Below are 12,345 nucleotides of genomic sequence, written 5' to 3'. Positions count from 1 at the left end.
TCCGAGCCACCCAGCGCCCACCGGCGCACGATTCCCCGACGCGCGCCCCCTTCACGTACCGGCGGTTTTCAGTCAATCTCGTTACCGGCGCGCACCGTTCGGCAAAGCCGCAGACCAGACCGCTCGACGCGGCACGTTCTCCGGCCCCACTGGGCGGTCGGTCGTGCGGCAACCAGCCATCGAACTCCCCGCCCTCTTCACAGGGGGGTCGACGCCTGCCACGCTTCGTGATCGAATGCATCACGCCAAATTGCCATGTCGACATAGCGTCGGATGGTGAACTTGTCACAACGGTGACGGTCCACCCAGTAGATTCGATCTTGGCGAGCAGGGCCAGCAGGGCGAGTAGTTGGGCACCACGGCACCACCACACCACACCACCGAGGGGGCTGGAGCGCCTTGAGCAGGGTGAGCAGGAGCGATACGGGTCCTGGCGGCGGCCAGCCGTCGGCCGGCTTCACGATCCGCTCGTCGAGAGAGACCGCGCCGCACCAGCCCAGCCCACCGCCCCCGGGTTCGCACCTCGGCCCGCACCCGCAGCACGCCCCGCAGCACGGCTCCCCGCTCGGAGCGCAGTTCGGGCATCCGCACGGACCGCAGTACGGCGCCCACCAGGGCCACTCCCCGGTCCCCCTCGCCGCCCCGAGCCAGTCGGCCCCGCCGTCGCAGCACACCAACTCCGCTGCCCGGCGCTCGCCTTCGCCCCTCGCGTCCCTGTCGGCCGGTCAGTCCCCGCAGGCAGCAGCACAACTGACGCACAACCAGTTCTCGCAGGCCGCCGCCTCCGGGAGTCACGGCGGCCGCGGCGGTCACTCCGGCCATGCTGGCCACAACGCCCCGACCGGCGCCGCCGGAACCGCGGTCGCCGTCGAACCGCCCGTCACCCCGTCCGGAAACGGACTGCTCGGCCACAGCAGTGCCGCGCGCAAGCTCTCCGGCCGCCGACGGCGCGAGACGGTCGCCGTCCTGATCTTCGGCGGGGCCCCGATCTTCGAGAGCTCGATCCCGCTCTCGGTCTTCGGCGTGGACCGCCAGGACGCCGGAGTCCCCCGGTACCGCCTGCTGGTCTGCGCCGGTGAGGACGGACCGCTCGCCACCACCGGCGGGCTGACCCTCACCGCCCCGTACGGCCTGGAGGCGCTCGCCCGGGCCGGCACCATCGTCGTCCCGGCCTGGCGCTCGATCTCGCAGCCGCCCCCGCAGGAGGCGATCGCCGCCCTGCGCAAGGCCCACCACGAGGGCGCCCGGATCATCGGCCTCTGCACCGGCGCCTTCGTGCTGGCCGCCGCCGGCCTCCTGGACGGCCGCCCGGCCACCACCCACTGGATGTACGCGCCGACGCTGGCCAAGCGCTACCCGAAGGTCCACGTCGATCCGCGCGAGCTCTTCGTCGACGACGGCGACGTGCTCACCTCCGCCGGGACCGCCGCCGGGATAGACCTCTGCCTGCACGTGGTGCGCAGCGACCACGGCGCCGAGGCGGCCAACGCCCTGGCCCGCCGCCTGGTGGTGCCCAACCGCCGCAGCGGCGGAGGACAGGCCCAGTACATCGATCAGTCTTTACCTGAGGAGATCGGCAACGACCCGCTCGCCGAGGTCGTGACCTGGGCCCTGGAGAACCTCAACCAGCAGTTCGACGTCGAGGTCCTGGCCGCCCGCGCCTACATGAGCCGCCGCACCTTCGACCGGCGGTTCCGCACGCTCACCGGCAGCGCCCCGCTGCAGTGGCTGATCACCCAACGGGTGCTCCAGGCACAGCGGTTGCTGGAGGCGTCCGAGCTCTCGGTGGACGACGTCGCGCGCCGCTGCGGCTTCCGTTCCCCGGTCGCGCTGCGCGGGCACTTCCGTCGGCAGCTCGGGGTCTCCCCCGCCGCGTACCGGACCAGCTACCGGGCCAGGCGTCCGCTCCCGGCCGGAAGCTCCGCGAGCGGGGCCTCCCTGGCCGGCGGGGCCGTACCCGGTTCCGCCGGCACCGCACCGGGTCAGACCGCCGTCGCGACGGTCCCCCCGCAGGCCCACCCTGCGGACCGTCCGGCCATGGCACCGCACGGCGCACCGCACCTGACGAACGGTCCGACGCGTCCACTGGTCCCGTCCCAGGGCGGCCAGGCCCCCCAGCACGGCCACCAGCGCCCGGGCGGCGGTGCCGGCGCCCGGCAGCACGCACCGGCCGTCCCCGTCGGCGGTTCCGCGCCGGGCGTCGAGCACGCCCACGCGGCCGCCACCGAGGAGGGCTACGGCCCCGGCCACGGTCAGGGCCCCGGCCAGCCGACGGCCCGTGACCTGGCGCAGGGTCACCGCCCGGACGGCGCACCGCCGTCCGCGCCGCGCTCCGACCGGACGTACCAGGAGCACCCCGAGCAGCACGGCCAACACGCCGAACGCCCCGCCACGGGCAACGGCACCGAACCCGCACCGGGGCGACAACTGTCCGGCTCGAGGGATCGCGCCGTAGGCTGAGGGGCGTGAATGACCGCCTGGTATGGATCGACTGTGAAATGACGGGGCTCGACCTCGACCGGGACGCCCTGGTCGAGGTCGCCGCGTTGGTGACCGACTCCGAACTCAACGTCCTCGGCGAGGGCGTGGACGTCATCATCCGTCCGCCCGCCGCCGCGCTCGAGAACATGCCGGACGTGGTGCGCACCATGCACACCTCCTCCGGCCTGCTCGACGAGCTGGAGAACGGCGTGACCCTGGCCGAGGCCGAGGCCATGGTGCTCGCCTACGTCCGCGAGCACGCGCCCGAGGCCGGCAAGACCCCGCTCTGCGGCAACTCGGTGGCCACCGACCGGGGTTTCCTCTCCCGGGACATGCCCGCCCTGGAGGGCCACCTCCACTACCGGATCGTCGACGTGTCCTCGATCAAGGAGCTGGCGCGCCGCTGGTTCCCGCGGGCCTACTACAACAGCCCGCAGAAGGGCGGCAACCACCGCGCCCTGGCGGACATCCGGGAGAGCATCGCCGAACTCCGCTACTACCGCGAGGCGGTGTTCGTCCCCCAGCCCGGTCCGGACACCGACGCCGCCCGGACGATCGCCGCCAAGTACCAGCTGCCGACGACCTGACGGACCGCCGGACACCGGCCGGCACCGCCACCGGGGCCCGGCCCGCCCCTCCGGCGGGCTGACCAGCGGCCCTCGACCACCCGTCACCGAAACCCTGGCGCGAGCACCCTCTCCGATCCTGTAGAGTTCTTCCTGTCGGAGCGGGAACGCCCCGGACAGATGGTGGGTGTAGCTCAGTTGGTAGAGCACCTGGTTGTGGTCCAGGTGGCCGCGGGTTCGAGTCCCGTCACTCACCCCATCGCCTTCAGGGCCTGGTCTCAACGGACCAGGCCCTGAAGGCTTTTCGCGTTCCCGCAGACGATCACCGGGCAGGCACTACCCCCACTTCCTACCGGCTAGTAACATCGCGCCCATGACCATGACCCAGATCGGCCAGCTGCTCGACTCCACCGTCCCCATGGCCCACACCCTCGGCCTGGAGTACCTGGAGACCACCCCCGAGCGCGCCGTGCTCCGCTTCCCGGACCGGCCCGAGTACCGCAACCACGTCGGCGGCCCGCACGCCGGTGCGATGTTCACGCTGGCCGAGACCGCCAGCGGCTGCATCGTCCTGGCCGCCTTCGGCGACCAGCTGGGCCGGGCCGTGCCGCTGGTCGTGAAGACCGAGACCGCCTACCTCAAGCTGGCCAAGGGCCCGCTCACCGCCACCGCGACCCTCGGCCGCCCGGTCGCCGACGTGGTCGCCGAGCTGGACAAGGGCGAGCGCCCGGAGTTCGAGGTCACCGTGGACGTCACGCGCGAGGACGGCGACGTCACCAGCACCATGAAGATCTCCTGGACCCTGCGCCCGAACGCCTGACCGGAGCCTGACCCGACGTCAGCCCCGCCCTCGACCCCGGCCCGGGTGAGCCACATCACATTCACCCGGGCCGGGGCCGAGAGCAAGGCACGGAGCCGGGGCCGGGCACGGAGCCGAGGCCGGAGCAGGGAGCCAAGCCCCAGGCCGGGTCCAGCGCCGGGACCGGAGCCTCCACCCGAGCACGGCAGCGCCCTGTCAGGCCGAGTCCCGCACCACCAGCTCGGTCGCCAGCACTACCTGCCGCCGCGCCCGCCCCCGCTCCGCGATCTCGTCGAGCAGCAGCCGCGCCATCGTCCGCCCCATCTCCTCGATCGGCTGCCGCACGCTGGTCATGGCCGGCTCCGTGTGCCGGGCCACGATCGAGTCGTCGAAGCCGATCACCGCCACGTCGTCCGGCACCCGCCGCCCGGCGGCCCGGAGCACCTGCATCGCCCCCGCCGCCATCACGTCCGAGGCGCAGAACACCCCGTCCACCTCCGGACGGCGCGTCAGCAGCTCGCGCATCGCCAGCCGCCCGCCCTCCTCGGTGAAGTCGCCGAGCACCACCAGCTCCTCCCGATACGGGCGCCCGGCCTCCTCCAGCGCCCCCCGGTACCCGGCCAGCCGGGCCCTGGCCACCTCCATGTCCATCGGCCCGGTGATGGTGGCGACCTGCTCGCATCCGCGCCGCAGCAGGTGCCGGACGGCCATCCTGGCCCCGCCCGCGTTGTCGGCGTGGACGTAGCTGAGCGGCTCCAGGTCGCCCCGGCGCCCGGCGAGCACCGAGGGAATCTCCAGGCTCTCCAGCAGGGCCGGCAGCGGGTCGTCCTGATGCACCGACACCACCAGTACGCCGTCCACCCGTTGCGCGGTCAGATAGGCCGAAAGTCGTTCCCGCTCGCGCTGGTTGCGGACCAGGATCAGCAGCAGCTGCATGTCGGTCTCGGCGAGCTCCGCCGAGACCCCGCTGATGATGTCGGAGAAGTACGGCTCCGAGAACAGTCTGGTCTCCGCCTCCGGCACCACCAGGGCGATCGAGTCGGTGCGCGAGGTGACCAGGGTGCGGGCGGCCCGGTTGGGGACGTAACCGAGCTCGGCGATGGCGGCGTTGACGGCCTCGCGGGCCTTGTCGCTCACCCGCGGGGAGCCGTTGACCACCCGGGAGACGGTGCCCCGGCCGACCCCGGCGAGGGCCGCGACCTCCTCCAGGGTGGGGCGGGCCGTGGTCCGGCCGGCCCCCGGTTCCCCCCGGGGCCCCGTCGGGCGCTGTGCGGCGGTCTGGCTCATCGCTCACCTCGTGGGACGCGTACGTGATCGGGCACGTGATCGGGCTGTTCGCTGCTCATTGTGGCCGGTGCGAGGGGCAGCGCACCGACCCCGGACCCGACGGGCGGACACCGGCCCACCCTCCGATCCGCCCTCCGATCCACCGGCCGGTCGTCGGACCGGTCCGACGGTCGAACCGAAAACGATCCGGCAACTGCTCTTGACACCCACCCCCGCCAGCCAGCAACCTTCCGGCAGGCACCCATGGGAGCGCTCCCACACTCTCATACCTTCCCACCCGGACCAAGGAGAACGCCATGCGCCGCAGCACCGCCCTCCCCCACAGAGCCGCCGCCCTCGCCACCGCCGCCCTCGTACTGACGGGCTGCTCCAGCGCCGCCGGAGGCTCCGCGGGCGACTCCGCGGGCGGCAAGATCACCCTCACCGTCGGCGACTTCGGCACCTTCGGCTACCAGGAAGCAGGGCTCTACCAGGAGTACATGGCGGCCCACCCGAACATCACCGTCAAGTACGAGACCGCCCAGGACGGCCAGAAGTACTGGGACGCGCTCACCACCCGCCTCGCGGCCGGCAGCGGCCTGGCCGACGTCCAGGCCGTCGAGGTGGGCTACATCGCCCAGGCCACCGGCAAGTTGGCGGACAAGTTCGTCGACCTCGGCAAGACCGAGGGCGTCAGCGCCGGGGCCTGGCTGCCCTGGAAGTCGCAGCAGGCGACCACCGCGCAGGGTGCGCTGATCGGCCTCGGCACCGACATCGGCCCGATGGCGATCTGCTACCGCAAGGACCTGTTCCAGCAGGCCGGGCTGCCCACCGACCGGGAGGCGGTCGGCGCGCTCTGGGCCGGGGACTGGTCGAAGTTCGTCGACAAGGGCAAGGAGTACCAGGCCAAGGCCCCGGCGGGGACCTTCTTCACCGACTCGGCCAGCGGCCTGTTCAACGCGGTGATCTCCAGCGACGCCCAGCAGTACTCGGACGCCTCCGGGAAGCTGGACGTCAAGGGCAGCGCCAGCGTGCAGAAGGCCTGGTCCCTCTCGGTGGCCGCCTCGCAGGCGAAGATCAGCGCCGGGCTGCGGCAGTTCCAGAAGCCCTGGGAGTCCGCGTTCGCCAACGCCAAGTTCGCCACCGTGGTCTGCCCGTCCTGGATGACCGGCATCGTCAGCAAGCAGTCCGGCGAGGCCGGCAAGGGCAAGTGGGACATCGCCGCGGCGCCGGTCGCCGCCAACTGGGGCGGGGCCTTCCTGACCGTGCCGAAGGCCGGCAAGCACACCAAGGAGGCCGCCGAGCTGGCCGCCTGGCTGACCGCGCCGGAGCAGCAGGCCAAGGTCTTCACCAAGGTCGGCAACCTGCCCTCGACCGCCGCCGGACTCAAGCTCCCGGCCGTGCAGTCGGCGACGCTGGACTACTTCGGTGACACCCCGACCGGCAAGATCTACGCCGCCGCGGCCGGTTCGATCCAGCCCGCGAAGATCGGCCCGGACGACGGCACCGCCAAGACCATCATCACCGACAACGGGATCCTCGACATCGAGGAGCACGGCACCGACCCGGCCAAGGCCTGGCAGAACGTGCTGAAGACGATCGACGACAAGATCACCAACTGACGCCCGACGCCCACCAGTTCCGAGCCGCCACCCCGGCCGCGAGCCCCTGACGGCCCGTCGGCCGGGGTGGTGCCCCACCACCCCGGGAGGACGCCCCGTGGCCACCCCCGCCCCACCCCGCACCGAACGCGCCGAGCGTGCCGAACGCACCGGCCACCGTCCGGCGGCACCGTCGAGCCGGCGCTCCCGCCTGTACCGGCTCGACCTCAAGGCCGCGCCCTACGCCTACGTCGCCCCGTTCTTCCTCTGCTTCGCCGCCTTCGGTCTCGTCCCGCTGATCTGGACCGGCTGGCTCTCCCTGCACCAGGTGGACCTGCTCACCCCGGACGTCATGGAGTGGCGCGGCCTCGGCAACTACACCCGGTTGTGGGGGAGCGAGCAGTTCTGGACGGCGCTGCGGAACACCTTCACCATCGGCGTCCTGTCCACCGTCCCGCAGCTGCTGATGGCCCTCGGCCTGGCGCACCTGCTCAACTACCGCCTGCGCGGCCGGGGTTTCCTCCGGGTGGCGGTGCTCGCCCCGTACGCGACCTCGATCGCGGCGGCCACCCTGGTCTTCGTCCAGCTGTTCAACCCGGACTACGGCATCGTCAACTGGGCACTCTCCGCACTGGGTTTCGACCGCACCGACTGGTTCGCCGACACCTGGCCCTCGCAGATCGCCATCGCCACCATCGTGACCTGGCGCTGGACGGGCTACAACGCGCTGATCTACCTGGCCGCGATGCAGGCCGTGCCGAAGGACCTGTACGAGGCGGCCGCCCTCGACGGGGCGTCCCGCTGGCAGCAGTTCACCCGGATCACCATCCCCTCGATCCGGCCGACCATCCTGTTCACGGTGATCGTCTCGACCATCGGCGCCACCCAGCTGTTCGGCGAGCCGATGCTGTTCGGCGGCGGTGTCGGGGTGAGCGGCGGCTCCGCGCACCAGTTCCAGACCCTGAGCCTGTACCTGTACGAACTCGGCTGGCCCAACCGCCAGTTGGGCCGCGCCTCGGCGGTGGCCTGGACGATGCTGCTGATCCTGCTGCTGGTCGGTGCGGTCAACCTGCTGATCGCCCGGCGCCGCCGCCGCACCGAGCTGGGAGCCTGAGCGATGAGCACCCTGAGCACCCCCACCACGCCCTCCGGACCCACCACGACGCCCGGCCCCGCCGCCGCCCGGCCGGCGCCCGCCACCAGGTGGCGGTTCCGGGCCGGGGCCGGCGACCAGGACAAGGCGGGCCCGGTCAGCTACCTGCTGCTCGGCCTGGCCGCCGTGGTCTCCCTCTTCCCGCTCTACTGGACCTTCGTGGCCGCCACCCACACCGGTGAGCGGGTCGCCCAGTCCCCGCCGCCGCTGCTGCCGGGCGGCTCGCTCTGGGCCAACGTCTCCACCGTCTGGGAGCAGGCCGCGATGGGGAAGGCGCTGCTCAACTCCACCATCGTGGCCGGCCTGGTCTCGCTCTCCACCGTGGCCTTCTCCACCCTGGCCGGCTTCGCCTTCGCCAAACTGCCGTTCCGGGGCCGCAACGCCCTGCTCACCGTGGTGGTGGCGACCATGACCATCCCGCCCCAGCTGAGCGTGATCCCGCTCTACCGGATCATCACCGACCTGGAGTGGGGCAACCAGCTGCAGTCGGTGGTCCTGCCCTCCCTGGTGGCCGCCTTCGGGGTCTTCTTCATGCGCCAGTTCCTGGCCGAGGCCCTGCCGGTGGAGCTGGTCGAGGCGGCCCGGATGGACGGTGCGCACAGCCTGCGGATCGTCTGGCACGTGGTCTTCCCGATCGCCCGGCCGGCCATGGCGGTGCTGGGCATGCTGGTGTTCGTGCAGTCCTGGAACGACTTCTTCTGGCCCTTCGTGGTGCTCACCCAGCAGAACCCGACGGTGCAGGTCGCGCTCTCCGCGATCGGCGGCGGCAGCGCGTACGACATCAACCAGGCGGTCATCATGACCGGCGCCCTGGTCGGCACCCTGCCGCTGCTGCTGATCTTCGCCGTCCTGGGCAAGCACATCGTCGGCGGCATCACCGCCGGTGCCGTCAAGAGCTGACCGCGCGTCAGCCCCTCTACCTTGGGAGCGCTCCCGTTATGACCGTGACCGACCCCGGCCCGCTCGGCACCGAGGCGACCCTCCGCCCGGCCTTCCCGCCCGGCTTCGCCTGGGGCGCCGCCACCGCCGCGTACCAGATCGAGGGCGCCGCCGCCGAGGGCGGCCGCACCCCCTCGATCTGGGACACCTTCAGCCACACCCCGGGCAAGGTGGCCGGCGGGGACACCGGCGACATCGCCGTGGACCACTACCACCGCTTCCGCGAGGACGTCCGGCTGATGGCCGAACTCGGCCTCACCGCCTACCGGTTCTCGCTCTCCTGGCCCCGCATCCAGCCCACCGGCCGCGGCCCCGCCGTCGAGCACGGCCTGGACTTCTACCGCGCCCTGTGCGACGAACTGCTGGCCCACGGCATCACCCCCGTCGCCACCCTCTACCACTGGGACCTCCCCCAGCACCTGGAGGACACCGGCGGCTGGCCCGCCCGGGAGACCGCGTACCGCTTCGCCGAGTACGCCGCCCTGGCGGCGGAGGCGCTCGGCGACCGGGTCTCCACCTGGACCACCCTCAACGAGCCCTGGTGCAGCGCCTTCCTCGGCTACGGCTCCGGCGTGCACGCCCCCGGCCGCACCGACCCGGCCGACGCCCTGCGCGCCGCCCACCACCTCAACCTCGGCCACGGCCTCGCCGTCGGCGCCCTGCGCGCCGCGCTCCCCCGCACCGCGCAGCTCGCCGTCTCCCTCAACCTGCACCAGGTCCGCCCGCTCACCGGGGACCCGGCCGACCTGGACGCGGCCCGCCGGATCGACGCCGTCGGCAACCGGATCTTCACCGGCCCGATGCTCGACGGTGCCTACCCCGCCGACCTGCTCGCCGACACCGCCCACCTGGTCGACTGGGACGCCCTGGTGCAGCCGGGCGACCTGGCCGAGGCCTCCCGCCCGATCGACCTGTTGGGCATCAACTACTACACCCCGACGGTGGTTTCGAGCGCCGCCAGCGCCGCACACCTGCCCCGCCACGACGGCCACGGCGCCAGCGCGCACTCCCCCTGGCCGGGCGCCGACGAGGTGGCCTTCCACCTCGCCCCCGGCGAGGTGACCGCGATGGGCTGGCCGATCGACCCGAGCGGCCTGACCGACCTGCTGCTCGCGGTCCACCGCGACCACCCCGGCCTGCCGATGCTGGTCACCGAGAACGGCGCCGCCTTCGAGGACCGGGTGGGCCCCGACGGCACGGTGGACGACCAGGACCGGATCGCCTACCTGCACGGCCACCTGGCCGCGCTGGCCCGGGCGGTGGAGCTCGGCGCCGACGTGCGGGGGTACTACCTCTGGTCCCTGCTGGACAACTTCGAGTGGGCGTACGGGTACGCGAAGCGCTTCGGCGCCGTGCACGTGGACTACGAGACGCTGGCCCGCACCCCGAAGGCCAGCGCGCACTGGTACGCCGAGGTGATCCGTACCGGAACGCTCCCCGCGCACGCACCTCGCCGAACCGACGGGGCGTGACCTTCGCGGGTGGGGTTTCGTTCTCTGTTGACGTGCGAGCAAACCACGTGGCGCAGCCGCGAGTCGAGGGACCGGACGGCGAGTGTACGGACTCCGCGGCGGAGGCCGTAGCGGGTGCCGGGGCGGGCGTCGGAACGGATGTCGGGGCGGGCGCCGTCCCGGTCACCGGCGCCGATGCCGGCGCCGGGCGGGGGCGGCTGCCCCGGCCGCGCACCAGGACGCTGGCGGCCGGCGGGGCGGTACTCGCCCACGTCTGGGGCCTCGGGCTGGGAGTGGGGGTCGCGTACGCCGCGGACGGTTCGGCGGTGGCCGGGCTGCTCGGGCCCGACCTGGTCCAACGGGCGGACGCCCCGGCCCTGTTGGGCCAGCTGACCGGGGTCGCGACCCCGGTGCTGGAGCAGCAGACCGCCTCGGTGGCCAAGGCCCTCCAGGAGCGGATCAAGACCGACGGGCTCCCGCTGCCCGGCCAGGCCACCACCGTGCCGGACGCCTTCGCCATCGCGGCGGTGCTGCTCCCCTCGGTGCCGCCGCAGCCGCGCGGCGACGGGCCGCGGGCCTCCCGCTCCACCCCCGAGGACGAGCCGGGGGTGCCCGGGCCCGGCGCCCGGCCGAGGATCGAACCCCCCGCCTCCGCACCGGCCCCCGCGGTCGGGCCGGCACGGATCCCCACCGACGGTGGCGGCCCGGCGGCATCCGCTGTCCGGACCGCCACCGTGCAGCTGCCGCAGGGCACTTGGTCGCTCGCCGCACCGGAGGAGGACGTGGCACTGGCCGCCGCCAGCCCGGTGGAGATCGAGGGCGAGCTCACCGCCGTGCTGGTGCCGATCGCGGCCGGGATGCTGCTCACCGGGGCGGCGATGTACAAGCACAAGGGCCTGCCGCGCGGGCACTGAGCTCCGCGACCCTTCGGCCCTACGGCTCGGCGGTCTTGCGGCTCATCGGAAGACGCCGGGCGGCGGGGTCGGGGACGGCGCCGCCGTGGCGTCGGTGGCCGGGAGCGCCCCGGCCGTGAAGTCGGCCAGCCCCCGGCCGTGTTCGATCCGGCCGAGGTAGGAGTCGGAGGCCACCCGGCGGCCCAACTCGTCGAGCGGGAGCGCCTGCTGAGCGGCCGCCAGGATCAGATTGCCGAAGCGCTTGCCGCGCAGCACCGCCGGATCGGCGATCAGGCAGACCTCGGGGAAGACCGCCCGAAGGGTGGCCACCTGGGAGCGGGCGAAGGGCAGCGCGCCGCCGTCGGCGATGTTCGCCGCGTACCGCCCGCCGGGGGCCAGCGCCCGGGCGGCCAGGGCGGCGAACTCCATGGTGGCGCAGTGCGCCGGGGTCCGGGCCCCGGAGAAGACGTCGACGATCACCAGGTCCACCGATCCCTCGGGAGTGCGTTCCAGCACCGCACGGGCGTCCGCGCCGCGCACCTTGATCTGCCATCCGCGCTCCAACGGCAGTTCGGCGCGCACCAGTTCGGTCAGCTCGGGGTCGATCTCGGCGACCTGCTGACGGGACCTCGGGCGGGTGGCGGCGGTGTAGCGGGCCAGGGTGAGCGCCCCGCCGCCGAGGTGGAGCACGGTGACCGGACGGCCGGGCGGGGCGGCCAGGTCGATCAGGTGGCCCAGGCGGCGCTGGTACTCGAAGCCGAGGTGGGTCGGGTCCGCCAGGTCCACCAGGGACTGCGGGGCTCCGTCCAGCAGCAGCGTCCAGGCCCGGGCGCGGTCCCGGTCGGGGACCAGCTCGGCCATGCCGGAGGCGACCTTCCGGGCCAGTGGGCCCTGGGCGTGGGTACGGCCCTCGGCGCCGGTGGCGGACGCGGCAGAGGTGGCGGCGCCGGCGTCCGGCTCGGTCTCGGTGCGAGCCCGACCGGCCCGGTTGCGTCCCATGGCAGCCATTATCGCCGGACGACAGCCCTGGGCACGGCACGGAGCCGCAGGTCAGCGGGGCGGGACACGGCACGGAACCACAGGCCGGGCCGGCGGACCGGGCCGGGCCTGCCTCGGAGTCGACGGGCCCTCAGCACGCGGATGCGGGGCGGGCGGGGAGCACGAGGCGGAGAGGACGGGCCGGAGAAGGCGGGGCG

9 protein-coding genes, 1 tRNA gene and 1 pseudogene are annotated in these 12,345 nt (G+C 73.4%); 9 read left to right on the top strand and 2 right to left on the bottom strand.

Annotated features, from left to right (window positions below):
* Positions 1-900: 900 nt before the first annotated feature.
* The 4 genes and pseudogenes from ACWEPF_RS29340 to ACWEPF_RS29325 all read left to right on the top strand — a co-directional run.
* A pseudogene (locus tag ACWEPF_RS29340) lies at positions 901-2,100 on the top strand (helix-turn-helix domain-containing protein); the annotation flags it as partial.
* 365 nt (positions 2,101-2,465) lie between these two features.
* Positions 2,466-3,068 (top strand): oligoribonuclease, encoded by a 603-nt coding sequence (gene orn, locus ACWEPF_RS29335; RefSeq protein WP_452174909.1) that lies wholly within the window; start codon positions 2,466-2,468, stop codon positions 3,066-3,068.
* A gap of 162 nt (positions 3,069-3,230) precedes the next feature.
* A tRNA-His gene (locus ACWEPF_RS29330) sits at positions 3,231-3,306 on the top strand.
* Positions 3,307-3,420: 114 nt separating this feature from the next.
* A complete protein-coding gene (locus ACWEPF_RS29325; RefSeq protein ID WP_380149304.1) occupies positions 3,421-3,867 on the top strand; it encodes a DUF4442 domain-containing protein in 447 nt (148 codons plus the stop codon).
* 195 nt (positions 3,868-4,062) lie between these two features.
* Here ACWEPF_RS29325 and ACWEPF_RS29320 read toward each other — a convergent pair whose 3' ends face one another.
* Positions 4,063-5,133 (bottom strand): LacI family DNA-binding transcriptional regulator, encoded by a 1,071-nt coding sequence (locus ACWEPF_RS29320; protein WP_345285816.1) that lies wholly within the window; start codon positions 5,131-5,133, stop codon positions 4,063-4,065.
* Positions 5,134-5,429: 296 nt separating this feature from the next.
* Here ACWEPF_RS29320 and ACWEPF_RS29315 point away from each other — a divergent pair, with 296 nt between their 5' ends.
* From ACWEPF_RS29315 to ACWEPF_RS29295, 5 genes are all read left to right on the top strand, one after another.
* Positions 5,430-6,734, top strand: coding sequence for an ABC transporter substrate-binding protein (locus ACWEPF_RS29315; protein ID WP_345285814.1), 1,305 nt, complete (start codon positions 5,430-5,432; stop codon positions 6,732-6,734).
* 97 nt (positions 6,735-6,831) lie between these two features.
* Entirely contained in the window at positions 6,832-7,827 is a 996-nt protein-coding gene (locus ACWEPF_RS29310) for a carbohydrate ABC transporter permease (protein WP_452174908.1), read from the top strand.
* Between the two features lie 3 nt (positions 7,828-7,830).
* Positions 7,831-8,766 carry a carbohydrate ABC transporter permease gene (locus ACWEPF_RS29305; RefSeq protein WP_452174907.1) on the top strand — a complete coding sequence of 312 codons (936 nt, stop codon included), beginning with the start codon at positions 7,831-7,833 and terminating at the stop codon, positions 8,764-8,766.
* Between the two features lie 38 nt (positions 8,767-8,804).
* Positions 8,805-10,277, top strand: coding sequence for a GH1 family beta-glucosidase (locus ACWEPF_RS29300; RefSeq protein ID WP_452174906.1), 1,473 nt, complete (start codon positions 8,805-8,807; stop codon positions 10,275-10,277).
* A gap of 272 nt (positions 10,278-10,549) precedes the next feature.
* A complete protein-coding gene (locus ACWEPF_RS29295; protein ID WP_452174905.1) occupies positions 10,550-11,170 on the top strand; it encodes a hypothetical protein in 621 nt (206 codons plus the stop codon).
* Between the two features lie 42 nt (positions 11,171-11,212).
* Here ACWEPF_RS29295 and ACWEPF_RS29290 read toward each other — a convergent pair whose 3' ends face one another.
* On the bottom strand, positions 11,213-12,148 hold the full coding sequence (locus ACWEPF_RS29290) for a spermidine synthase (RefSeq protein ID WP_452174904.1): 936 nt from the start codon (positions 12,146-12,148) through the stop codon (positions 11,213-11,215).
* Between the last annotated feature and the right edge of the window lie 197 nt (positions 12,149-12,345).

It is taken from the genome of Kitasatospora sp. NPDC004289, assembly GCF_053602875.1.
Note: the sequence above shows the minus strand (reverse complement) of the source record. Positions and strands in the feature narration are given on the sequence as shown.